24 protein-coding genes are annotated in these 23,876 nt (G+C 62.5%); 14 read left to right on the top strand and 10 right to left on the bottom strand.

Features of this window, described 5'->3' with window-relative positions:
* Positions 1-150: 150 nt before the first annotated feature.
* Entirely contained in the window at positions 151-1,155 is a 1,005-nt protein-coding gene (locus tag VOI21_RS08740) for a hypothetical protein (RefSeq protein ID WP_323769461.1), read from the bottom strand.
* A gap of 10 nt (positions 1,156-1,165) precedes the next feature.
* Positions 1,166-1,636, bottom strand: coding sequence for a transcription elongation factor GreA (greA, locus tag VOI21_RS08745; protein WP_089276344.1), 471 nt, complete (start codon positions 1,634-1,636; stop codon positions 1,166-1,168).
* A gap of 175 nt (positions 1,637-1,811) precedes the next feature.
* Between greA and VOI21_RS08750 the strand changes: the two genes are divergently transcribed.
* From VOI21_RS08750 to VOI21_RS08765, 4 genes are all read left to right on the top strand, one after another.
* Complete coding sequence (locus VOI21_RS08750) at positions 1,812-2,849, top strand: WD40 repeat domain-containing protein (RefSeq protein WP_323769463.1); 1,038 nt, start codon at positions 1,812-1,814, stop codon at positions 2,847-2,849.
* Positions 2,850-3,030: 181 nt separating this feature from the next.
* Positions 3,031-4,680: an electron transfer flavoprotein-ubiquinone oxidoreductase gene (locus tag VOI21_RS08755; RefSeq protein WP_323769464.1), complete on the top strand. Its 1,650-nt coding sequence runs from the start codon at positions 3,031-3,033 to the stop codon at positions 4,678-4,680.
* Between the two features lie 174 nt (positions 4,681-4,854).
* On the top strand, positions 4,855-6,543 hold the full coding sequence (locus VOI21_RS08760; RefSeq protein ID WP_416358970.1) for a tetratricopeptide repeat protein: 1,689 nt from the start codon (positions 4,855-4,857) through the stop codon (positions 6,541-6,543).
* Positions 6,524-7,354, top strand: coding sequence for a 4-(cytidine 5'-diphospho)-2-C-methyl-D-erythritol kinase (locus VOI21_RS08765; protein ID WP_323769466.1), 831 nt, complete (start codon positions 6,524-6,526; stop codon positions 7,352-7,354). Before VOI21_RS08760 ends, VOI21_RS08765 begins: the two co-directional genes overlap by 20 nt.
* 146 nt (positions 7,355-7,500) lie before the next feature.
* Here the strand turns inward: VOI21_RS08765 and VOI21_RS08770 are convergent, their stop codons facing one another.
* On the bottom strand, positions 7,501-8,499 hold the full coding sequence (locus tag VOI21_RS08770; protein ID WP_323769467.1) for a polyprenyl synthetase family protein: 999 nt from the start codon (positions 8,497-8,499) through the stop codon (positions 7,501-7,503).
* 54 nt (positions 8,500-8,553) lie between these two features.
* Between VOI21_RS08770 and VOI21_RS08775 the strand changes: the two genes are divergently transcribed.
* The 3 genes from VOI21_RS08775 to VOI21_RS08785 all read left to right on the top strand — a co-directional run bounded on the left by VOI21_RS08775 (position 8,554) and on the right by VOI21_RS08785 (position 9,823).
* Positions 8,554-8,769 carry a DUF2007 domain-containing protein gene (locus tag VOI21_RS08775; protein WP_323769468.1) on the top strand — a complete coding sequence of 72 codons (216 nt, stop codon included), beginning with the start codon at positions 8,554-8,556 and terminating at the stop codon, positions 8,767-8,769.
* Positions 8,759-9,541 (top strand): methyltransferase, encoded by a 783-nt coding sequence (locus VOI21_RS08780; protein ID WP_323769469.1) that lies wholly within the window; start codon positions 8,759-8,761, stop codon positions 9,539-9,541. Before VOI21_RS08775 ends, VOI21_RS08780 begins: the two co-directional genes overlap by 11 nt.
* Before the next feature lie 105 nt (positions 9,542-9,646).
* Positions 9,647-9,823: a YdcH family protein gene (locus VOI21_RS08785; RefSeq protein ID WP_323769471.1), complete on the top strand. Its 177-nt coding sequence runs from the start codon at positions 9,647-9,649 to the stop codon at positions 9,821-9,823.
* A gap of 60 nt (positions 9,824-9,883) precedes the next feature.
* Here the strand turns inward: VOI21_RS08785 and gcvA are convergent, their stop codons facing one another.
* The 5 genes from gcvA to VOI21_RS08810 form a co-directional block, all read right to left on the bottom strand.
* Complete coding sequence (gene gcvA, locus VOI21_RS08790; RefSeq protein WP_323769822.1) at positions 9,884-10,825, bottom strand: transcriptional regulator GcvA; 942 nt, start codon at positions 10,823-10,825, stop codon at positions 9,884-9,886.
* A gap of 322 nt (positions 10,826-11,147) precedes the next feature.
* On the bottom strand, positions 11,148-12,296 hold the full coding sequence (locus VOI21_RS08795) for a CynX/NimT family MFS transporter (RefSeq protein ID WP_323769472.1): 1,149 nt from the start codon (positions 12,294-12,296) through the stop codon (positions 11,148-11,150).
* Positions 12,297-12,423: 127 nt separating this feature from the next.
* Positions 12,424-13,146, bottom strand: coding sequence for an acetoacetyl-CoA reductase (gene phbB, locus VOI21_RS08800; RefSeq protein ID WP_323769473.1), 723 nt, complete (start codon positions 13,144-13,146; stop codon positions 12,424-12,426).
* A 186-nt stretch (positions 13,147-13,332) separates the two neighbouring features.
* Positions 13,333-14,508 (bottom strand): acetyl-CoA C-acetyltransferase, encoded by a 1,176-nt coding sequence (locus VOI21_RS08805; RefSeq protein ID WP_323769474.1) that lies wholly within the window; start codon positions 14,506-14,508, stop codon positions 13,333-13,335.
* A 194-nt stretch (positions 14,509-14,702) separates the two neighbouring features.
* Entirely contained in the window at positions 14,703-15,473 is a 771-nt protein-coding gene (locus tag VOI21_RS08810) for an EAL domain-containing protein (RefSeq protein WP_323769823.1), read from the bottom strand.
* A 295-nt stretch (positions 15,474-15,768) separates the two neighbouring features.
* Between VOI21_RS08810 and rpsD the strand changes: the two genes are divergently transcribed.
* The gene (rpsD, locus tag VOI21_RS08815) at positions 15,769-16,389 is read left to right on the top strand and encodes a 30S ribosomal protein S4 (RefSeq protein WP_323769475.1); all 621 of its coding nucleotides are present in this window, start codon (positions 15,769-15,771) and stop codon (positions 16,387-16,389) included.
* A 286-nt stretch (positions 16,390-16,675) separates the two neighbouring features.
* Entirely contained in the window at positions 16,676-17,155 is a 480-nt protein-coding gene (locus VOI21_RS08820; protein WP_323769476.1) for a hypothetical protein, read from the top strand.
* A gap of 119 nt (positions 17,156-17,274) precedes the next feature.
* Here the strand turns inward: VOI21_RS08820 and VOI21_RS08825 are convergent, their stop codons facing one another.
* Positions 17,275-17,490, bottom strand: a complete 216-nt coding sequence (locus VOI21_RS08825) for a DUF1127 domain-containing protein (RefSeq protein WP_323769477.1) — start codon at positions 17,488-17,490, stop codon at positions 17,275-17,277.
* Between the two features lie 248 nt (positions 17,491-17,738).
* Between VOI21_RS08825 and phnC the strand changes: the two genes are divergently transcribed.
* From phnC to VOI21_RS08850, 5 genes are all read left to right on the top strand, one after another.
* Positions 17,739-18,545, top strand: coding sequence for a phosphonate ABC transporter ATP-binding protein (gene phnC, locus VOI21_RS08830; RefSeq protein WP_323769478.1), 807 nt, complete (start codon positions 17,739-17,741; stop codon positions 18,543-18,545).
* A 70-nt stretch (positions 18,546-18,615) separates the two neighbouring features.
* A complete protein-coding gene (phnD, locus tag VOI21_RS08835) occupies positions 18,616-19,527 on the top strand; it encodes a phosphonate ABC transporter substrate-binding protein (RefSeq protein ID WP_323769479.1) in 912 nt (303 codons plus the stop codon).
* Between the two features lie 78 nt (positions 19,528-19,605).
* Positions 19,606-20,466: a phosphonate ABC transporter, permease protein PhnE gene (phnE, locus tag VOI21_RS08840; protein ID WP_416358971.1), complete on the top strand. Its 861-nt coding sequence runs from the start codon at positions 19,606-19,608 to the stop codon at positions 20,464-20,466.
* A complete protein-coding gene (phnE, locus tag VOI21_RS08845) occupies positions 20,463-21,794 on the top strand; it encodes a phosphonate ABC transporter, permease protein PhnE (protein WP_323769481.1) in 1,332 nt (443 codons plus the stop codon). The genes phnE (VOI21_RS08840) and phnE (VOI21_RS08845) overlap by 4 nt, the downstream gene beginning before the upstream one ends.
* Positions 21,795-21,806: 12 nt before the next feature.
* On the top strand, positions 21,807-22,424 hold the full coding sequence (locus VOI21_RS08850) for a chloramphenicol acetyltransferase (RefSeq protein WP_323769482.1): 618 nt from the start codon (positions 21,807-21,809) through the stop codon (positions 22,422-22,424).
* A 246-nt stretch (positions 22,425-22,670) separates the two neighbouring features.
* Here VOI21_RS08850 and VOI21_RS08855 read toward each other — a convergent pair whose 3' ends face one another.
* Positions 22,671-23,852, bottom strand: coding sequence for an alpha-D-ribose 1-methylphosphonate 5-triphosphate diphosphatase (locus tag VOI21_RS08855; RefSeq protein WP_323769483.1), 1,182 nt, complete (start codon positions 23,850-23,852; stop codon positions 22,671-22,673).
* Positions 23,853-23,876 lie beyond the last annotated feature (24 nt).

Below are 23,876 nucleotides of genomic sequence, written 5' to 3' on the forward strand. Positions count from 1 at the left end.
GGCATGCTTGTAGCATGCCCCTCCGGGATATTTCAGGACAGAAGAAGCCTCGGGCGCGCTTGTGTTTCTTCTGTCCTGAAATATCCCGGGGGTGAGGCCGCAGGCCGAGGGGGCAGCGCCCCCATCCTTCGGTTAGGTTCGGCCCAAGGCTCAGTCGAACGTGCCTGCCACGCGGCCCAGCAGCATGAACGCGCGCGAGGTGCGCGTCATCGCAAAGGCCGAGATTTCCTCGTCCGAGGCCCCGGGCTCGAACCCAGCAAAGCTGGTGTCGAATCGGCGCAGGAAATGGTGCGCCGCATCGCGGAAAATCGGGTCTTCGCGCATCCGCCCCGCCGCCAGCGCCAGCGAGGATCGGTCGCGGATGCCGCCCAGTGAGGCGATGGCCCGTCCGCGCTCACCCTTGGCAAAGGCGCGCCATGTCTCGGGGCGGGCCATGTCGGGGCGCAGATCGTCCATATAGATGCCGTCCTGGCTCATCAGGGTCAGAACGTCCTGCGCCGCCTGAATCAGCTTGGCGGTGCCACGGTCCTTCAGCGCCCGGCGCAGCGCGGCAAAGCCGTCCTCGTCCTCGGCGGTTTCCGGGAAATGCAGCGCGCGGATGTAATCCTCGTTGGGCAGCGGCGGTTGCAACGCCTCGGCGGGGGTGCCCAGCGACAGTGTCGGCTGGTGGTCGCCATCCGCAGAGCCGGGGGCAGGCAGGGCACCCTGAGCGCCACCCGCCTGCCGGATGCCGCCCAGCATCGCCAGCGTGCCCTCAAGGTTCTTTTGCGCGCCAGCAATGTCGTCCAGCCGTTTCAGCAGGGCGGGGTGCGGCGGCTGGCCCTTGCCGCTTTGGGCCTGCGCCACATAGGCCTGCCGGATCGCGTCGATGGCCGCCTGCAAACGCGCGCTTTCCGCACGCATGACCCGTGCCGCGCGGATCGCCAGCGCCGCCACCCAGATCATCGCCACCGGCATGACAATCACCATGACCGCCAGCAGGAACCGCAACGCGCCGCTTTCGGCCGTCGGGACGTTGAGAAAATACCAGCCGGACAGGCAGACCCAGACCACGCTCACCGCCATGGCGGCGATTTCGGTGCCTGTGACCCCTTCGGCCTCGCCGCGCGCGTAGAGACCGGGCAGCGTCGGGCGGGCGTCCTTGGGGTCGCTCATGGGGTCAGCCTTACTTGTAGGCGATGCTCAGGATTTCATAGGACTTGGAGCCGCCGGGGGTGTTCACCTCGACGCTGTCGCCTTCGTCCTTGCCGATCAGCGCGCGCGCAATGGGGGACTTGATGTTCAGCAGCCCTTTTTCGACGCTGGCCTCATGTTGGCCGACGATCTGCCAAGTTTTTTCCTCATCCGTGTCCTCGTCCACCAGTGTCACGGTGGCACCGAACTTGATCGTGCCCGACAGGGTCTTGGGGTCGATCACCTCGGCCAGACCGATGGCGCCTTCAAGCTCCTTGATGCGGCCCTCGATGAATCCCTGCTTTTCGCGCGCCGAGTGGTATTCGGCGTTTTCTTTCAGGTCACCCAGTTCGCGCGCCTCTGCGATCGCCTGAATGATGGCGGGACGCTCAACGGACTTGAGCTGTTTCAATTCGGTTTCAAGCGCGGTGTATCCCGCGCGGGTCATCGGGAACTTGTCCATATTCGGATCGTCTTTGCCTTGTCAGCGGGTGTTTCGGAAGTGTCGTCGCGTGGCTCGTCGATGTAAAGCCAAGCCGCGCGTCAGACCAGCGGGAATTTACCGACAGCCCATGACTTTGACTTTCTGTTGGGTGCGGGTACTCTGTTGCGCACTTGTATAACAACAGGATTTTGTCATGCGTTCCATTTTTTCATTTGCCGCCGCGCTGGCACTGGCCGGGTTTTCCGCCGGCGCCGCCCATGCCCAGACCATCGAAACCATCAGCGTGTCGCCTGACGGCAAGACGGTTCTTGTCGGCGGGTCCAACCGCACCGTCTACACCATCTCTGCCGAAACGATGGAGGTGACCGGGCGTCGGTACGTGCCCCAATTGGTGCGCCAGATCGTCCACGGGGCGATCGGCGAGATGGTTTTTTTCCGGGACGATGCGGATGTTCTGACCGCCTACAAGGTCGACGGGATGACCGAGGCGTGGCAGGTCTCTGATGTCGATGACATGGTCTATGACGCGCCGTCGCGGGTGATCGCCGCGCTGGACAAGCATTTCAAGGACGATTCGGTGCGCCTGTTGCAGGCCTCGACGGGCGAGCAACTGGCGCGGGTGGCCATGGGCAAGATCAAGGCAGACCTGATCGCGCTGGAACCGGGCGCGGGCAAGGCGCTGATCCTGACCGGCTACACCAAGACCGACGCAGAGCAGAAACAGGACGAACCCACCGACCTGACCAAGTTGCAAAAGGCCGATTTCAAGCAAAAGACCGATGGCTACGTCAGCAATGTCGTGACGGTGGATTTTGTGGCGGGCAGCTTTGAGATGGCAGAGACCGGCTATCGCGTCTCCTACCCCAAGGCGGTGCGTCTGGACGGCGACAAGATGATGGTGTTGCGGACCAACATGGATTCGATGCTGCTGGGTCCGGATGGTACGGGCGAACTGATTGATCTGGGCGAGGATTACTTCAACCACGCCGGGATCGACGCAAAAGGCGAAAGCTATATCCTCTCCAAGGGGGTCGAACTGCGGTTTGTGCCGGTCAATGGCGAAGGGGCAGAGGGGCTTTTGAAAGGCGACCGGCTGCGCGGCGGTCCTGCGGAATGGATCACCGCCATGACCGAAGCCTCTGACGGCACGCTCTATTTCGGCACCAACGCCTACCGCCTGCTCAAGGTGGGGCCGACGCGCGGCAAGATCGAGATCATGCCGATTTACTAACCGCGCAGTGCGCGCGGGCAGGGCGACTGGCGTCCGGGGGAATGCTGTTCCGGGCGCCTTTTGTTGCGCCCGACAGGTCGGAATCCGTCCCCGCGACGCCGTGTCGTGATTGACCCGTGCTGCACTGCCGCGCTACTCAGTCGCGAAACATTATTTCTTTGCCCCTGTGGGAGGAGCCGGAATGTCCGACGCGCAGCGCGAATCCATGGAGTATGATGTCGTCATCGTGGGGGGCGGCCCGGCAGGGCTGTCCGCCGCGATCCGGCTGAAGCAACTTGATGCGGACCTCAATGTTGTCCTGCTGGAAAAAGGCTCTGAGGTGGGCGCGCATATCCTGTCCGGCGCGGTGCTGGACCCCTGCGGTCTGGACGCGCTGATCCCGAACTGGAAAGAGTTGGGCGCGCCACTCGACACACCGGTGACCGAGGATAACTTCTACATGCTGGGCGAGGCGGGCCAGATCCGCATCCCCAACTGGCCGATGCCGCCGCTGATGAGCAACCACGGCAACTATATCGTGTCGATGGGCAACGTCTGCCGCTGGATGGCCGAACACGCCGAGGCGCTGGGGGTCGAGATCTTCCCCGGCATGGCCTGCTCGGAACTGGTCTACGGCGACAACGGCGAGGTGCGCGGCGTCGTCGCCGGTGAGTTCGGCAAGAACCCCGACGGCAGCCACGGCCCCAGCTATGAGCCGGGCATGGAACTGCTGGGCAAATACGTCTTCCTCGCCGAGGGCGTGCGCGGGTCGCTGTCCAAGGAGGTCATCGCCAAATACGATCTCTCGAAGGACAAGGAGCCGCAGAAATTCGGCCTTGGCATGAAAGAGATCTGGGAGATCGACCCGGCCAAGCACAAAGAAGGCTCCGTCACCCACACCATGGGCTGGCCCCTTGGCGGCAACGCGGGTGGTGGCTCATTCATTTATCACATCGAGAACAATCAGGTTTACGTCGGCTTTGTTGTCCACCTGAACTATGAAAACCCGCATCTGTACCCCTACATGGAGTTCCAGCGCTTCAAGCATCACCCGATGGTGGCAGAGCTGCTCAAGGGCGGCAAACGTGTCGCTTACGGTGCCCGCGCGATCAGCGAGGGCGGCTATCAGTCGATGCCCAAGATGGTGGCCCCCGGCGTCGCCCTGCTGGGCTGCTCGGTCGGCATGGTCAACGTGCCGCGCATCAAGGGCAACCACAACGCCATGCTGTCGGGCAAGGCCGCGGCAGAGGCCGCCTTTGCCGCGATCAAGGATGGCCGCGCCTCGGACGAACTGCCCGATTATGAGGCAGAGGTCCGCGACGGCCCAATCGGCAAGGACCTGCACAAGGTCCGCAACGTCAAACCGCTGTGGTCGAAATACGGTCTCACCGCCAGCCTGACCCTTGGCGGGTTGGACATGTGGACGAACAACCTGCTGGGCCTGTCGCTGTTCGGCACCATCAAACACGGCAAGACCGACGCCGAGGCCACTGGCATCGCGCAGAAATTCGACCCCATCGACTATCCCAAACCCGATGGCAAGCTCAGCTTTGACCGGCTGACCAACGTCGCCTTCAGCTTTACCAACCATGAGGAAAGCCAGCCCGCGCACCTGCACCTGAAGGACCCGCATGTGCCGACCTCGATCAACCTGCCGAAATACGACGAACCGGCGCAGCGCTACTGCCCGGCAGGCGTCTATGAGGTGGTCGAGGACGACAACGGGCCAAAGTTCGTGATCAACTTTCAAAACTGCGTCCACTGCAAGACCTGCGACATCAAGGACCCCAGCCAGAACATCAACTGGACGGTTCCGCAGGGCGGCGACGGGCCGAATTATCCGAACATGTGACCGCCCGCCCGGCGCCCCCGCGCCGGGCACCCTCACAAGGAGGTGATGCCGCGTCGGCATCTGCGCGCTTGTCGTGATTGCCATGCCTGTTCATGCGTTCTACGTTCTTCCCAAACCGCGATTGAGGAGATCGGCACTTTGACAGTTTGGACACAAACGGTGCGCGCAGGCCTTATGGCAGCGGCGCTGACCCTGCCGACCCTTGTATCGGCCAACGGCTTTGCGGGCGACTACCTCGCCGCGCGGCAGGCCAGCTTTCTGGGCGACTACAAATCCGCCGCGCTTTTCTACAGCAAGGCGCTGGCCCGCGATCCGGGCCGCCCGGAACTGCTGGAACGCGCTGTTCTGTCCAATATCTCGCTGGGCGAGGTTGACCGCGCCTCCACCTACGCTGACCGTCTGGCGCAAGAAGGCGTTGCCAGCCAGATCGCCCAGATGGCGACCGTGGCCCGCGACGCCCATGGCGAGGCGTATGACGCGATCCTCACCGCGATTGAGGAAAAGCGCGGGCTGGGTCCGCTGGCCGACGGTCTGATAAAGGCATGGGCGCAATTGGGGCAGGGCGACATGACCAATGCGCTTGTCACCTTTGATCAGGTTGCGCGCATTCAGGGCCTCGGCCCGTTTGCCGCCTATCACAAGGCGTTTGCACTGGCCTCGGTCGGCGATTTCGAAAGCGCCAATGACCTGCTCGGCAGCAAGCTGGGCGCTGGCATGGGATCGACCCGCCGTGGGGTCATGGCCCGGGCGGAAATCCTCAGCCAGCTTGACCGAAACGGCGACGCAATCGACCTGCTGACCAAATCCTTTGGCAGCGATCTTGACCCCGGTCTCGAAGACCTGCGCAACCGCCTGCAGGGCAACGAAACCGTGCCGTTCACCCATGTCACCTCGCCCCGCGATGGCATCGCAGAGGTGTTCTATACCCTCGCCGGGGCGCTGGCGGCCGAGGACAATCAGGACCTCACGCTGCTTTACGCGCGGCTGGCCGAATACCTGCGCCCGGACCATATCGACGCGATCCTGCTGTCGGCAGAGGTGCTGACCCAGATCGGCCAATACGATCTGGCGGTCGAAACCTATAGCCGTGTGCCCGCCGACCATCCCGCCTTTCACGCCGCTGAACTGGGTCGGGCAGAGGCGCTGCGCTCGGACGAGCGTATGGAAGAGGCGATTTCCGTCCTCGAAGCGTTGACCGAAACCCATGGCAACATGTCGGTCGTCTATACCACGCTGGGGGACTTCCTGCGTCAGGAAGAACGCTACGCCGAAGCGATTGACGCCTATACCACAGGTCTGGACAAGGTCGCCGAAGTGACCCAGCGCCAGTGGTTCCTGTTCTACGCCCGCGCCATTTCCAACGAACGTGAGGGACTGTGGGAGGCGGCAGAGGCCGATTTCCGCAAGGCGTTGGAACTGAACCCGGACCAGCCGCAGGTGCTGAACTATCTTGGCTATTCGCTTGTCGAAAAGCAGATCAAACTGGATGAGGCGCTTTCGATGATCGAACGCGCCGTCGCGGCGCGGCCCAACGCGGGCTATATCGTCGACAGTCTTGGTTGGGTGCTCTACCGGCTTGGCCGCTACGAAGAGGCGGTGCCGCATATGGAACACGCCGCCGAACTGATGCCCATTGACCCGATCGTCAATGATCACCTTGGCGATGTCTACTGGGCCGTCGGGCGCGCACGTGAGGCAGAATTCATGTGGAAACGCGCGCTGTCCTTCGTCGATTGGGAAGACGCCGCCGAAGAGGCAGACCCGGTGCGGATCAAGCGCAAGATAGAGATCGGTCTGGACGCGGTTCTGGCCGAAGAAGGCGCACCGCCATTGCAGGTTGCGGATGACAACGGCGGCGATTGAGGGTTTCGCCCCCGCCAAGGTCAATCTCACTCTGCATGTCACCGGACAGCGCGCGGATGGCTATCACCTGCTCGACAGTCTGGTGATGTTCGCCGACGTGGGCGACCGCGTGACCGTGGCCCGCGCCGAGCAGATGTCGCTGACTGTTACCGGCCCGAGGGCCGCAGGGGTGCCAGAGGATGCGCGCAATCTGTGCTGGAAGGCGGCAGAGGCGTTTGGCGCGCCGGTAGCGATCACCTTGGACAAACATCTGCCTGCGGCGGCGGGGATTGGCGGCGGCTCCTCCGATGCGGCGGCGGTGCTGCGCGCGATGGAGGAGTTGTTTGGGCGTCCGTCCGGGGTCGATCCGCTGACACTGGGGGCCGATGTGCCGGTCTGCCTGTTGGGGCGGGCGGCCCGGATGCAAGGCATCGGAGGGGCGGTCACGCCGCTGGATATGCCGTCGCTGCGCGCCATTCTGGTCAACCCAGGGGTCGAGGTTTCGACCCCGGCGGTGTTCAAGGCGCTGGCCCGGCGCGACAACGCGCCGATGCCAGCCGTGCCAGACGCAGCCGCGCAGGCGCGCGACGTGTTGGACTGGCTGGCGCAGCAGCGCAACGATCTGGAACCCCCGGCGGCAGCCCTGCGCCCCGAGATCGGGCAGGTGCTGCGGGCGCTATCCTCTCTGGACGGGGCACGGCTGGTGCGCATGTCCGGCTCCGGCGCGACCTGCTTTGCGCTGTTTGATCCCGACTCCCCGACAGACGGGATGGCCCGCGACCTGCAAGCGGCCTTCCCGCAGTGGTGGGTGGCAGAGACAATGCTGTCGTAAACGAATGCCGTAGGCCGGGCTTAAGCCCGGCTTACCCCTGCCCGGACAGGTCGGCTCTTTCCTAACGAAAGGTAAAACCGTCTCTGTAAGCCCTTGATTTTGCGTGACCGCAGGGCTGTCCACGCGTGGACAGCCCATTTTTTCGGTCAGCTTACCCGGCTCACCACATAGTCATTGAGGTCGATCAAAAGGTCGCGCAATTCGCTCTGCGGCAGGCTCTCCATCGCCGCCTTCGCCTTGCCCGTCCAGGCCAGCGCCTCTTGCCGCGTCGCCTCTAGCGCGCCGTGCCGATTCAGCAGGGCGATGGCGTGCTCAAGGTCACCCTCGCGCTGGTCGCCCTTCTCGATGACACGCTTCCAGAACGCCTTTTCCTCTTCATCGGCAGCAGCAAAGGCCTTGATCAATGGCAGCGTCAGCTTCCGCTCGCGGAAATCATCGCCCACGTTCTTGCCCGTCGCGTCCGATCCCCAATAGTCCAGCAGGTCATCCACGATCTGAAAGGCGATCCCCAGCGCGTCGCCGTACTCAAACAGCGCCTGCACCTCTTCCTCTGGCCGGCCCGCGATCACGCCGCCCACCTCGGTCGCCGCCGAGAACAACGCCGCCGTCTTGCCCCGCACCACCTGAAGATAGATCGCCTCAGAGGTCGTCAGATCCTGCGCCGCCGTCAGTTGCAGCACCTCGCCCTCGGCAATGGTCGCCGCCGCGTCGCTGAGGATGCGTAGAACCCGCAGGTTGCCCGTCTCCGTCATCAACTGGAACGACCGCGCAAACAGGTAGTCGCCGACCAGCACGCTGGATTTATTGTCCCACAGCAGGTTCGCCGTGGGCCGCCCGCGCCGCTTCTTGCTCTCGTCCACCACATCGTCATGCAGCAGGGTCGCGGTATGGATGAACTCCACCGTCGCCGCCAGATGGATGTGGTAGGGGCCGTCGTAGCCGCACATCCGCGCCGTCGCCAGCGTCAGCAGCGGGCGCAGCCGCTTGCCCCCGGCCTCGACCAGATGCGCCGTCACCTCGGGGATACGCGGCGCGTGCTCTGAGGCCATCCGCTCACGGATCAGAACTTTCACAAGATCGAGATCGCCGGTCAGCAGTGCTGCGAGGCGCTCATGCGGTTTCTGCATGCCTTCGTCCAAGCTCATCATTCTCCCGTGCAAGGCTCGACAAATGTGGTGCCTTGTCCTTACATCGCCCTCATGGAAGAGCTCTTGCGCACGAACGACATCACTTTGATCCCGCTGGTCACAACCCTTCTGAACGGGGAGGGTATAGACACCTTTGAATTGGACGTAAACATGAGCGTTCTCGAAGGGTCCATAGGCATTCTGCCGCGCCGCCTGATGGTGCGCGCCGATCAGATTGACGATGCACGTCGAATCCTGCGTGAGGCCGGGGTGCGGTTTGAGGGATGAGGCCTTTCCCCCGGACGCGTTGACCGAAGACGCGATGCTGGGCGGGCGCGTGCGCCTGTTGCAACCAGCCTACGGATACAGGGCGGGAACCGATCCGGTCCTGCTGGCGGCGGCTGTGTCCGCGCTGCCGGGGCAAAGCGTGCTGGAACTGGGCTGTGGTGCCGCGCCGGGGCTGTGTTGTCTGGGCGTGCGGGTGCCCGGTCTGCGCCTGTCGGGGTTAGAGCTGCAACCGGGCTATGCGGATCTGGCCCGGCGCAACCTTGCGCACAACAGTCTGGTCGGCACCATCTGGACCGGCGACCTTGGCAGTCCCCCGCCGGAGATGAAAATACAAAGCTTTGATCACGTTTTTGCCAATCCTCCATATTTCGAGGCGGGCAAGCGCATTGTCGCCGAAGGCGGCGACCGCGAGATCGCGCTGGCAGGGGCGACTCCGCTGGCGGATTGGGTGAATTGCGCGGCGAAACGGCTGAAGCCGCGTGGCTACGCCACGTTCATTCAGCGTGCCGAGCGCCTGCCAGAGCTTTTGTCCGCCATGGCGACGTGCCTTGGCGCGCTGGAATTGCTGCCCCTGCTGCCCAGAGAGGGGAGGCCGCCGCGGCTGATCCTTGTCCGGGGCCGCAAGGAAGGGCGCGCGGCGTTTCGGTTTCACGCAGGCCAGGTGATTCACAAAGGTCAGCGCCATGAAGAGCCCGGCAGCCGATACACGGACCGTTTTGAACAGGTCATGATGCACGGCGCGGCGCTGGAATTTCCGGCAAGCCGTGCCTGAGAACAATCTGTAATATATTTTTGTGAAATCATGCTGCGCTCGCAGCGTGACTTGGACGAAAAACTGTGCTGCACTGAAGGTCCAACTGTTCAAAAGGAGGATCCCATGAGCTTGAGTTCGCACTTGCAGGAACTGAAGAGGAAGCATGTTGCCCTTTCGGAGGCCGTCGAAAAAGCCCAACGGGCCCCGGGGACTGATGACCTGCACATCGCGGACCTGAAAAAACAGAAGCTGAGGATCAAGGAAGAAATCACTCGGCTCGCACCCGAAGCGGTGATGTAACCACGTCTTACGAGGCTTGTCCTGACGCTGCGGTTTGCAAGACGATCCGTGGGAAAAGGGTCAGGGCAAGTCCTCGATCGAAACCAGAGTTTTGCCCTCGATACCCGTGGGCAATCCTCTGATCTCAGAGAATAGCCACTCACGGAATGCGGCGATCTGGGGCCGCGCCTCAGTGCCTTTGGCACAGATAAAGCGGAAATGCGCCGCCGTGGTCAACGCCACGTCGTACGGGGCCACCAATTGCCCTGACGCCAGGTACTGCTGTGCCAGAGAAGTGCGCGACAGGACAACTCCGCTGCCTGCCAGACTTGCATCAAGCGCATGATCGGCCTGCGAAAACCGCGCCGCCGGGGTTGGCATGTGGTCTATTCCGCAGGCCCGGAACCATTCCGCCCAGCCTGCTGGCGGATCCAGAAAATCATGAGAGGCATCCTGCAATAGCGGCGCGTCCAGCAAGCTTTGCGGTGTCGGATACCGTGCCGCAAGATCAGGCCGCATCATCGGTGCGATGCCTTCATCCACTAGGTGGGTGCTGACCAAACCCTCATCGGTGCCATAGCCATACCGGATCGCAACGTCGACTTCGTCGCGGTCGAAATCCATCATGCGCAGCCCGGCGACAAATCGCAGTTCAATCTCGGGGTGGGCACGGGCAAAGCCGTACAGACGTGGCGCAAGGCATTTGGCGGTAAAGGCGGGGCCTGCGGTCACGGTCAGCAGGCGCGTGTCCTGCAGTCGCCGGGTGGCCCGCCACGCGGCGGTCAACTGCTCAAACCCTTGTGTGGCACCGGGGGAAAGGATGCGTCCGGCCTCTGTCAGGTCAACGGCGCGGTTCAGGCGGTGGAACAGCGGTGTGCCTAGGTGATCCTCAAGGTTCTTGATCTGGAAGGACAGGGCGGCCGGGGTCACGTTCAGCTCTGCCGCAGCCTTGGCAAAGGACACGTGGCGCGCGGCGGCCTCAAAGGCGCGCAGGGCCGTCAGTGGGGGCAGGCGGTCGGGCATATCCAGATAAGTATAACTTAACTGAAGGCTTGGAAAGTCTCGTTTGTTCACTGCTCGCGCAAGGTCTACTTTATGAGGGCGTCAAGTAACCTTTACCTCAAGGGGGCCACCATGTTCGAATCCGCCACTGACAATCGTCATCACGCCGCCATTCGTGCGGCCCATGCCGCGCGCGGGGCTCTGGTGGCTGACCTTTGGCACGCTGTTTTCGCGCGGCGTCGCTGACCGCAGGCCGTCACTCCCTGACCCGCCGGTCTGACCGCGCGAAGAAACGCCTCCGTACCGTTTGGTTCCGGGGGTGTTTTTCTTGCAACTGCGGGGCTCAGAAAGGGACGAGGCGGTTGCGCAGCATGACCCCGCCGACGCTGGTCAGCGCCAGCAGCAGGATACCAAAGACAAAGGCCACATTCGCACTGCCCGCTGTCTCTGCGATCACGCCTGACATCGCAGGCAGCGCGGCCATCCAGAAATAGTAGAGCGTAAAGAACAGCCCCATGCCGATTGCCCGTGTTTCAGGCCGCAGAACGCGGGCTGGCAGGGCCATTATGGGGCCAGCGGGAAGGCCACAGAACAGGCCCATGAGGACAAAGACCGGAAGACTGGGCGACAGCAGCGCCAGCACAAAAGTGGCGGCAAACCCGGCAAGGCCGGCCATCATCACGGCATCGGGGCGGCCGATGCGGTCCCCGATCAGGCCGCCCGCTGGAACCGACAGCACGGCCAGCCAAAGCACCAGAGAACTGGTGCCACTGGCCTGCGCCAACGATGCGCCGCGTTCCACCAACACTGCTGGCCCAAAGGCGAACACCATCGCCAGTGCACCATTGTAGAACCCCCAAACAGTGCCCGCGGTCAGAATACCTTTCAAGGCGGCACCGCGTGGCCATGCGCCGCGCGGAGCACCCGCGCCCGTGTCGGGCGCATCGCGGTAGACAAACAGCATCAGTAAAAGCCCGCCGAGGGTGAGTGCCAGTGAAAAGGCCAGCGCAACCCCCAACCCGGCAGACCCGGCGATCAACGGCAGGACCAGCAAGGCCAGGGCGATCCCGGCAGGCCATGAATTGACAAAGATCCCCATGGCGGTCGCGATATTGCGCCCGGTGAACCAGTCGGCCACCATCTTGGTCATCACGACGTTGAGCAGAACGCCCCCGGTCCCGGCCAGCAATCGTCCGACGATCTGAAGTGTCCAGCCCTGTCCCAGCCACATAATCAGACCGCCACCCACCATGACGACCAGCCCGCCAACAACCACGCGACGGTCGCCAAATCGCCGGGCGATGCCGCCACCGGGTAGGGCAAAGATCATGCCGGGCAGAAGGTAGAGGGAAATCAGGACCCCAAGATCCGCCAGATCCGCGCCGTGCCGATCCATCAAGAGCGGCCCGAGTGCGGCGGCGACCTGATACTGAAACGCCATCGACAGGCGCGCGGCAAAGAGAATCGCAAGGGCGGTCCAAGGGGAGGCCATGGGCGGGCCTTTCAAATGGCCCTGCATTTCGGCAGGCGCGGTTGCGGGGCGGTCAGAAAAAAGAAAGGAACGCAGTCCGACATGACACTGCGTTCCTTTCCCTGTATTTCAAAGCGTCAATGCCGCCTTAGACGAAGAATTGCGCCCCGTTGGCCGAAATGGTCGAGCCATTGATAAAGCCCGCGTCGTCAGAGGCAAGGAAGGTCACGCAGCGCGCGATTTCCGAAGGCTCGCCCAGACGACCTGCGGGGATGCCCGCCACGATGGAATCGCGCACTTTCTCGGGGATCGCCATGACCATTTCGGTGGCGATGTAGCCGGGGCAGATCGCGTTTGCGGTGATCCCGGCGCGCGCGCCTTCTTGGGCCAGCGACTTGACGATGCCCAGATCACCCGCCTTGGTCGCGGCATAGTTCACCTGCGCGAACTGGCCTTTCTGACCGTTGATCGACGAGATCACGATGATACGGCCGAACTTGCGCTCACGCATACCGGGCCAGACCGGGTGAACGGTGTTGAAGACACCGGTGAGGTTGGTGTCGATCACCTCTTTCCACTGCTCCGGGGTCATCTTGTGGAACGGGGCGTCGCGGGTGATGCCCGCGTTGGCGACAACCACGTCGATCGGGCCAAGGTCGGCCTCGACCTGTGCAATACCGGCCTTGGACGCGTCATAGTCGGCGACGTTCCACTTGTAGGTCTTGATGCCGGTGGCTTCGGTGAAGGCTGCGGCCTTCTCGTCGTTGCCGGCATAGGTCGCGGCGACCTCATAGCCTTCGGCCTTGAGAGCCTTGGAAATGGCTTCGCCGATGCCTCGGCTGCCGCCGGTGACGAGTGCTACACGTGCCATGGGGAATCCTCCAGTTTACTGTCCGTTATTGGTAACTTTGTTACCCTTTGAATTTGGGATGAGCAACAATATTGCGCTAATTCCGGGCCGGTTGTTTCGACCTCTTTTGGTGCCCGGTATTCTCCCGGACCCTCCCCACAAAAAAGGGGCGCCGGTTGGCGCCCCTGATATTCGTTTGCAGAGGCGTTACGGGCGCTCCACGCAGAGCGCGACACCCATGCCGCCACCGATGCACAGCGTGGCGAGACCCTTCTTGGCGCCGCGGCGCTTCATCTCGAACAGCAGGGTGTTCAGGACGCGCGCGCCCGAGGCACCGATCGGGTGGCCGATGGCGATTGCGCCGCCGTTCACGTTCACGATGGCCGGATCCCAGCCCATGTCCTTGTTCACGGCGCAGGCCTGTGCGGCAAAGGCTTCGTTGGCTTCGACGAGGTCCAGATCGGACACCGACCAACCGGCTTTTTCCAGCGCCTTGCGCGAGGCGTAGATCGGGCCGACGCCCATGATTTTCGGGTCAAGACCGGCAGTGGCGTAAGAGGCGATGCGTGCCAGCGGCTCGATCCCGCGCTTTTCGGCCTCATCGGCGGACATCAGCAGGGCACCTGCGGCACCGTCGTTCAGGCCCGAGGCGTTGGCGGCGGTGACCGATCCGTCCTTGGTGAAGGCCGGGCGCAGTTTCTGCATGGCTTCCATGGTGGCACCGTGACGGATGTACTCATCCTTGTTCACAACGATGTCGCCTTTGCGGGTCTTGACGGTATAGGCGACGATCTCATCGTCGAACTTGCCCGCCTTTTGCGCCGCTTCGGCCTTGTTCTGCGAGCCGACGGCAAATTCGTCCTGCATGTCGCGGCTGATCTGCCACTGCTGGGCGACGTTTTCGGCGGTCTGGCCCATGTGGTAGCCGTTGAAGGCATCCCAGAGACCGTCGCGGATCATCGTGTCGATGTACTGCATGTCGCCCATCTTTTGACCCTGACGCAGGTTGGCGCAATGGGTCGACATCGACATGTTTTCCTGACCACCGGCGGCCACAATCGAGGCATCGCCAAGCTGGATGTGCTGCGCGGCCAGCGCGACAGCGCGCAGGCCCGAGCCGCACACCTGATTGATTCCCCATGCGGCGGAGGCCTCAGGCAGGCCGGCGTTGATATGCGCCTGACGGGCGGGGTTCTGGCCCTGACCGGCGGTCAGCACCTGGCCGAGGATGGTTTCCGAAACCTCTGCCTTGTCGATCCCGGCGCGTTCAACCAGTGCTTGCAGCATGGTGGCACCGAGGTCATGGGCGGGAATATTCGCAAACGACCCCAGGAACGAGCCCACCGGCGTCCGGGCGGCGCTTGCGATAACGACATTGGTCATGTGTTGTCCTCCATGCAAGCGGGTGCATCAGGGCAAGACGCGGGTCCGCCGGGTGCGGCCCCTTCTCTTCCTCGCTTGTCGGCATGTGGAATAGCGGAAACGTTGCGTCATAAGAACTGGACAGGGTGTCTCAGGCGCAGGTGCAAACCCGTCATGCAAGAATCGCCGTGCCACCGGGCAAGGCCAATTCCAGCCTAGCCAAAACGGCGGTCATTGCCCTGCTGACGCCAGGGCGGGCGGACGCTGGGGGCTGCAAACAGGAAACCCTGCAGGCAATCTGCGCCAAGCGCCGCAAGGCAATCCGCATCGGTCGGTGTTTCAACCTTTTCGGCAACGGTGAACATATCGAATTGTTCAGCGATCTTGATCATCGCGCCAACCAGCACCTGATTGTCCGGATCGGTTGCGATGCCGCTACAGAACTGGCCGTCGATCTTGAGGATATCAAAGCGGAAGTCCTTGAAATGGCGCAGGGCGGTGTAGCCGGCGCCAAAGTCGTCAATGGCAAAGGAGATGCCGCGGCTTTGCAGGTCATCCATGAAGCTGACCACCAGTTCCGGCACCAGCATTGCCGAACTTTCGGTGATTTCAAGAATCAACCGTTCAGCCACTGTGGGGTCTTTTTCCAGCCCACGGGACAGGGTGCGCGTCCATTTGCGATAGCCGATGGACCGGGCGGACATGTTGATCGACAGCCGCAGGCCCGGCGTCTGCGCCAGTTCTGCCAACCCTTTTTCAAGGGCGATACAATCCAGCATGCGCCCGTATTCCGTCTCTTCGACGGTGTCGATGAATTCGGCAGCGGGAATGATCCGTCCGGTTTCGTCAAGGACGCGAATCAACCCCTCATGAAAGGCGACCCTGTCGCGTGCCCGCGCCTGTATCACAGGCTGAAAGGCCAGCAGGACCTGCCGGTGCTGGATTGAACGCCGCACGATATCTATCGTAGAGGCATCGCGCGCCATGACCGCATGTTCCAGCGCATTGCGCGCCGCGCCATCGAATGCTGCAGATTTCGCCACTTCCGCCTCCGTGCCGTGGTCCTGCCCCATTTGCATCCCAAGGCGTGAAGCAACTGTTAATGCTCCCCTTAGGCTCAAATTGTTCCGGTCCATCTCCGCGTGCTTGACACGCCATCGCGCGACTGTATAAGCGCGCCTTCATTGGTGTTGGTGGCCCCCGCAAGGGAATGCCTGTCACTCCGGCCCGTTCCGGGGAGAGGACAACGCCCTTCGACAACATAAACGAAGGAGATCAGCCGTGACCAAACGCACGACTGCCAAGTACAAGATCGACCGCCGCATGGGCGAAAACATCTGGGGCCGCCCGAAGTCCCCGGTGAACCGCCGCGAATACGGCCCCGGCCAGCATGGCCAGCGCCGCAAACAAAAGATTTCCGACTTCGGCCTGCAGCTGCGCGCCAAGCAAAAGCTCAAGGGTCACTACGGCGACCTGACCGAAAAGCAGTTCCGCCGCATCTTCGCCGAAGCCGAGCGTATGAAGGGCGACACCGGTGAGAACCTGATTGGTCTGCTCGAGCGCCGCCTCGACGCTGTTGTGTACCGTGCCAAGTTCGTGGCCACCGTCTTTGCGGCGCGTCAGTTCGTGAACCACGGTCACGTTCTGGTAAACGGCAAGCGCGTGAACATCCCGTCGTACCGCGTCAAAGAAGGCGACGTGATCGAGGTGCGTGAGAAGTCCCGCCAGATCGCCGCGTTGATCGAGGCCACCCAGCTGCCCGAGCGTGACGTCCCCGATTACATCGAGGCGGACCACTCCAAGATGACCGCGACGTTCGTTCGCACCCCGCAGTTGGGCGACGTGCCTTACGCGGTGCTGATGGAACCGAACCTCGTCATCGAATTCTACGCCCAGAACTGATCCTTGCCGGGCTTTCGCCCACAGGTATCGCGAGATTTCGAAAGGCCGCCCAAGAGGGCGGCCTTTTTCATGGGCCCGGGAAACCGCACTTTCACACGAAATTGTTGCTATTTTTTCTACGGCTCTTGCGCGAATTTGGACTGTGGCCGCGCTAGCGGCCGCCGGGCATTTGGAGGAACCGGACATGAGATGGACAACACGAGCAGGCGCATACTGTCTTGCAGCAGCGGTTTGCCTTACTGTGACAAGCCCGGCCACGTCCCAGATGGCGGGGCATGGGCCCGGTATGGGACTGCACCACGGTGCGGACGGGACCGGCCATGACGAAATGACCATGCCCGGCCTGCGCGGTCTGGATGCCTCACCCGAAGAGAGCGCTGAGTTGGCGGTGATGTTCCGAAATTTCCAAAAGATCGAGCGCAGTGTAACCAATCTGCCAAACGGTATCCGCACGGTGACCACATCCAGCGATCCGGAAGTGATGGACATCCTTGTCAGCCATGTGGCGGGGATGATCGGGCGGGTTGATGAGGGGCGCGACCCTCAGGTCTTTATCCAGAGTCCGACGCTGGATATCTTCTTTGCCCGCGGTGACGAGATCGAGACGGAAATAGAGATCACCGAAGAGGGCATTGTGGTGATCCAGACGTCAGAAGCGCCGGAAATGGTTGACGCCCTTCAGGTTCATGCGGCGGAAGTGTCCGACATGGCAGCCCGTGGCATGGCGGCGGTCCATGAGATGATGATGCGCCGCGCGGGAAATTGATTAAAGGCCCCGGTCACAGGCCGCCAAGACGACGACGCCGCGCTCGGGGTCGAGCGCGGCTGTCTTGATCGGATTGGTTCCGGATAATTGCGGGCCGCCTGACTGGGCGGCGGGCAAGGTCAGACGTAAAGGTAGTCGCGGAAGACGTGGCGCACGATATCTTCGCGCTTGAGGTTGCGGCGGGCCAGTTCGTCATCGGACATCGCGTTCAGGCGCTCGACCTCTTTCAGGCGCGGGTTTGCTTCTGCGATGGCCGTCAGTGCGTTGAACAGCGACGAAAAGAAACCGGCGAAGATGTTGCCGCTCGGTGCGACGGTGGTGTGGATATTAGCCATTTCGGGACTCCTACTTGAGTGGGTGGAGGTCCTCCCCTTGCCAGTGAAACTAGGCTTTGCCGCACTGCAGCGCCAGTTGTTGTGCTGCATACCCGCCTTCGCGTCCCTGCATGGCTGATATCCGGCACACTGGAATGCCTGTGCACAGAGCCTCGGGCGGTGTCCAAGTTACAAAAGTTTTGCGCAACCGTCACGGAACGGACAAGCCTCACGCTTAGCACGCACCTTCAGAGACATGGGGGATCCGCGTGTTACGCATCGACAAGCTGACCAAGCGCTTTGGCGTAAACGCTGCCGTGGACAACGTCAGCTTTGCCATTGAAAAACCTGCGATGATCGGGGTTATCGGGGCCTCCGGTGCCGGAAAGTCCACGCTGTTGCGAATGATCAACCGTCTGGCCGACGCCTCTGAGGGGGCGATCTGGTTCAAGGATCGCGATGTCACGCAATTGACGGGCAAGGCCAAGCGTCAGTGGCAATCCGAATGCGCGATGATCTTTCAGCAGTTCAACCTCGTCCCGCGCATGGATGTCGTGTCGAACGTGCTGCACGGAACGTTGAACCGGCGCTCCACCTTCGCGACGCTGTTCAACCTGTACCCGACCGAGGATATCCACCGCGCGATAGAGATCCTTGACCGGCTGGGCATCGCCGAAAACGCACCCAAACGGGCTGAGGCGCTGTCAGGGGGCCAGCAACAGCGGGTCGCTATCGCGCGCGCCCTGATGCAGGACCCGCAGATTATCCTCGCGGATGAGCCGATCGCCTCGCTGGATCCGATGAACGCACAGGTCGTCATGGACGCATTGCGCCGCATCCATGACGAGGACGGCCGCATGGTCATCGCCAACCTGCACACGCTGGATACCGCGCGCCGCTACTGCGACCGGGTGATCGGGATGCGCAAAGGGCGCATGGTCTTTGACGGCACACCGGAGCAACTGACCACCGGCGTGGCCCGCGACATCTATGGGGCCGGGGCCGGGTTCTCCGAGGCCGCGACCTCTACCGACATTGCAGCGCTTGAGATCGGGCATGAAATTCTGCCCGCCTGAGACTGCCGCTGACAGGTTTTCATCCCCCTGCCCAAAGGTTGGCAGGGGCCACCAACCAGAGAGGAAGACGATGAAAAAGCTCCTTGCCGCTCTTGCAGCAACCACCGCACTGGCCGCCCCGGCCTTTGCAGACAGCCACGCCATCACCGAGTTCCGCATCGGCATTCTGGGCGGCGACAACGTCCAGAGCCGTCTGAACAACTACCAGTGCTTTGCCGACTACATCGGCGAAGAGCTGGGTGTTGAGGTCAAGATGTTCACCCCCGCCGACTACAACGGTGTGATCCAGGGCTTTCTGGGCGGCACCCTTGATCTGGCATGGTTCGGCGCGTCGTCCTACGCCGCCCTGTATCTGCAGGACCCCGAAGCCGGTGAGCCCTTTGCCGTCAAGACCAACCTCGACGGGTCGTATTCGTACCACTCGATCGGTTTTGCCCGCAAAGACAGCGGCGTGACCAAGATCGAAGACCTCAAAGGCAAGGTTTTCGGCTTTGGCGATCCGAACTCGACCTCGGGCTACCTGATCCCCTCCGTCGAAATTCCCGCCCAGTACGATGTAACCATGGAGTCGGGCGACTTCTTTGGTGAGGTCAAGTTCACCGGCGGACATGAGCAGACCATCGTTGCCGTCTACAATGGTGACATCGACGCGGGCGTGACCTGGGCCGACGGTCTGGGCAACTGGGAAGACGGGTATAACTCGGGCGCGCTGCGCCGCGCCGTGGACAACGGTCTGGTCGACATGAACGAACTGGTCGAAATCTGGACGTCCAAGCCGATCCCCGAAGGCCCCGTGACCATCCGCAAGGCCCTGCCGGCGGACGTCAAGGAAAAGGTCCAGGCCCTGGTGCTGGGTCTCTACGCCAAGGACAAGGACTGTGCTTACAACGTGGCCTTCGGCGACACCGCCGGTTTTGAGCCGATTTCGCACGAGGCCTATGAGAGCATCATCGCCGTGCGCAAGGCAAAGGTCGACGGCTGATCCTCTGATCAGACGATGATACCGAACCCCGCCCCGACCGGGCGGGGTTCTCACGTAAAGGCAGGGCAGATGACAGACATGACGCAGGGCGGCACACCGCTTGCCGCGACGCAGGACAGCTATACGGCGATGGTGCGCCAAAAGCGGCTATATAGCGGCATAGCCCTCCTGATCTTTGTGATCCTGCTGGTTTCCGGCTTTCGCGTGGCGAATGCGCGGAATGCAGGCGGCTTTTTCGACGGTCTGCACCGCATTTTGGACTTCCCTGCCGACGTCGTGTCCGAGGCGTGGGAAAAGCGCGCCGACCTGCTCGGCCTGTTGTGGACATACCTGCCCGACCTGATCGAGACACTGAACATCGCCGCCGTCGCCACCCTGCTGGGGGCGGGACTTGGCCTGTTGCTGTCGCTCTTGTCGACGCGGGGCATGGCGCTTTGGCCGCCGCTGATCCCGGTCTTTCGGCGTGTCATGGACGTATCCCGCGCCTTGCCGGAAATCGTGGTGGCGCTGGTGTTGATCTACATGCTGGGCAGCGGGCCAATCCCGGCGATGATCGCCATTGCCCTGCACACCGCAGGCGCGCTGGGCAAGCTGTATTCAGAGGTGAATGAAAACGCCGACCTGAAACCGGTCGATGGTCTGTCCTCGGTCGGATCGAACTGGAGCCAGAGAATGCTGTTGGGCGTGATGCCACAGGTCGCGCCGAACTACCTCAGTTACGGGTTGCTGCGGTTCGAGATCAATATCCGCGCCTCGGCCATCCTTGGCTTTGTCGGTGCGGGCGGCATCGGCTATGAACTGCGCAACTCCATGTCGTGGGGGCCGGGGCGTTTTGATGAGGCGGCGGCGATCTTCATCCTGCTCTTTGTGACCATCGTTGTGGTCGACAATATCTCATCTGCCGTGCGCAACCGTCTGAGCGAAGGGGCCAAGTCATGAGCGACGCCACAGTTTCGCTGATCGACCGGCAAGACGCCGCGCAACAGTTGTTCCGGCGTAAACGTTTGGTTTCTGTCGGGGTGCCGGCGGTGATCCTGCTGTACCTGACTTATATCTTCTTTGCCTTCGACGTGATGGGGCTGGCGGATCGGGCGCGTCTGGACAACGCGATGACGCTGATCCGCGATACCTATAGTTACAAGACCCATGTCACCCGCAACAACCGGACCGGCGACCTGACCGTCGCCAAAGAGGGTGAGCGGCCCGCCACTTGGCCAGAGGGGCAGACACCCGATTGGGTGGTGGCGGACGGTGAGACGGTCACCATCGACCTGCCCAAGGGGCACAGCGTCGTCTTTCTGCCGAACAAGACCGCGATCTATCATCACCCTGAGTTCGGAGCCATTACGGCCAAGCTGAATCCGGGTGTTGTGATGGACCTGCCAGAATCCGACATCCCCGACTGGATCAGCTATTCCGGCACACGCCTCGATATCCGGACAGAGGCGGGGCGGCTGACCATGACCCGCTCCAAGACCGAGGTGTTCCGCTATTTCTTTGGCTGGGAACTGTTCTGGTTCACCCTCGACAGTCCGTACCACGATCACTCTGTCTTTCAGGTCGCCTTCGGCCCGCAGCTTGATCCCGACCGGTCCAACATCGCGGGCGCGTGGCAGGATTTCTGGGGCAATCCTCTGTGGCATCACGGCAAGGTCGCATGGGCCATTGGTGAGACGATCCTGATGGCCTTTCTTGGCACGATGGGGGCGGCGCTGGTGGCCCTGCCGCTGGCCTTTCTGGCGGCAAGGAACTTCACCCCGTTTGTGGTGGTGCGGCAACTGGTGCGGCGGGTCTTTGACTTTGTGCGCGGCGTGGATGCGCTGGTCTTTACCATCCTGCTCAGCCGCGCCTTTGGCCCCGGCCCCCTGACCGGTGCGCTGGCGATCCTGCTGACCGACAGCGGGTCACTGGGCAAGCTGTTCTCCGAGGCGATTGAAAACGTCGACCAGCGCCAGATCGAAGGCGTCTCTTCGACCGGGGCCAAACCGCTGCAGCGCTACCGCTTTGGCGTCCTCCCGCAGATCACGCCGGTGCTGCTGAGTCAGGTGCTGTACTACCTCGAATCCAACACCCGTTCCGCGACCATCATCGGCGCGATCACCGGGGGCGGCATCGGTTTGATGCTGACACAGGCGATCATCACCCAGAAAGACTGGGAAGAGGTCAGCTATTACATCGTGTTGATCGTGCTGATGGTGATTTTCATGGACTGGGCTTCGGGCATCCTGCGCCGCCGCCTGATCAAAGGCAAAGATGGCAGGCATTAGGCGGAAATATCGATGACAAGGCTCTCTGCCGACGGGCCGGTCATCGGCGACGGCTGCGCCATATCAGACAGCCAGTTCGGCCCCTTCACAGAGGTGGGGCAGGGCAGCCGCGTCGCGAGCAGCCGTTTCGGAGCCTACAGCTACTGCGATCGGATGTGCGATATCGCCAACGCAGAGATCGGCAAGTTCGCCAATATCGCCAGCTTTGTGCGGATCGGTGCCACCGACCATCCTTTGGACAGGGCCAGCCTGCATCATTTCCTGTACCGTTCCGCCTCTTACTGGGAAGATGCCAAGGAGGACGCTGACTGGTTTGCGCATCGTGCGTCGCGCCGGGCGTTCATCGGGCATGACACATGGATCGGCCACAATGCGCAGATCAAACCAGAGGTCACTGTCGGCAATGGGGCGGTGATCGCCTCCGGTGCCATCGTCACGCGCGACGTGGCCGCCTATAGCATCGTCGCAGGTGTGCCTGCCAAACCCGTTCGGGACCGTCTGCCGCGCGCTCTAGCCGCGCGGGTCGAGGCGCTGGGATGGTGGGATTGGAACCACGCGGCCCTGCGCGCTGCGCTTGACGATTTTCGCGCGCTTCCTGTGCCGGAGTTTCTGGAGAAATACGGCGGATAGGCGAAGGTGACCGCCCCGCCAGTCCGGTGCGAAAAACAAATTGGGCGACCAGGAAACTGGCCGCCCGGATTGGTCATGAAAATTTTCTGAAACCTGCGCTTTATGTATCCCGTCGCAACGATTGTCTTTGTTCCGGGCCGCAGTCACACTCACGCGCCATCCAATAGCGGCGGGCTGTGACACTTGTGTGAAGCGGTCATGAATACTTTTGAACGAAGTTCACATTTGGTGTGGCGTCATCCACATTCACTCGGCGGCCAGCCTCAGGTTGCGTCCCGCCCCCAGAAACCGGTGCGCCGCTTCGCCCGCCAGATGGGTGATCCGTCCGCCACAAATGGTCGCCTCCACTGCGCGGGTCCGCACATTGACCACCGCCAAATCCGCCCGGCGTCCATAGTCGATCCTGCCCCGGTCGGGCATCCGCAGGATGTCGGCCGGATGGGTTGAGATCATCGCCCAGGCGCGGGGCAGGTCCGCCACACCGTCATCAACCAGCCGAAAGGCGGCCTGCATCAGCGCGGGATAGTAGTAATCCGAAACCAGCGCATCACACAGCCGTTCCTCGATCAAGTCCCGCGCCGCGATATTCCCCGATTGCGATCCGCCGCGCACCACGTTGGGGGCCCCCATCAGGATCGGATCCCCCACAGCGCGCGCCAGTGCGGCGGCAGAGCGTCGGGTCGGGAATTCACATATCTTTGCGCCGATTTGAGAGTAATACTCGCGCGTTTCGCCATCGCGGTCGTCGTGGCTGCCATAGGTGACGCCCAACGTGTCAAACGCCTCGGCCAGACGGCAGAGATAGCGTGGCACGTCGCGTTTCTGTTCGCGCGCTGCGTGGACCTGCGCCATGTGTTCATCGACAGAGCGGCCCGCCTGTTGCGCCCAAAGTGCCAGCCGCGACCTGTCCACCTCGACCAGTTGCGCCGCCTCGTCGAGGTGATTGTTGAACACCACGTAGTCGACCCGGTGGCGACGCACAGCGGCCAGCAGCCGGTCGGCGGTGTCTACTGTGTGGGTTTCGCAGCGGATTTGCACGCGCAGGTCTGTCAGGGCCTCGTCGCCATAGCTGTCGACCGCCTCCAGAAACGCCTCGGCGTGGTCGGGGCCCCGGGCGCCGCCCTCCCAGCTCCAGCTGTGGGCCATCCATGCTGTGGTCACGCCATTTGCCGCCGCGTCTCGGTCTGTGGCCCGCAGGGCGGTGCGCAAGGGAAACGGGGCAGAGGGCCGGGGGGCAAGGTGCCGCTCGAACGCGTCGCCATGCAGGTCGACGATCCCCGGAAGGATATAGTAACCACTCAGGTCGACCTCGGGCAGAGGGCCTTTGGAAATACGTCCGTCCTGAATCGCGACGGACCGCGACTGAAGCGCGCCGTTGCGCAGAACCGTGGCACCCGTCAGGCGCAAGGAAGAGGGAGCGATGGGCATGAAATTGCTCCGGACAGTTTTTGT

It is taken from the genome of Antarctobacter sp. (assembly GCF_034670325.1).
Classification (GTDB): domain Bacteria; phylum Pseudomonadota; class Alphaproteobacteria; order Rhodobacterales; family Rhodobacteraceae; genus Antarctobacter.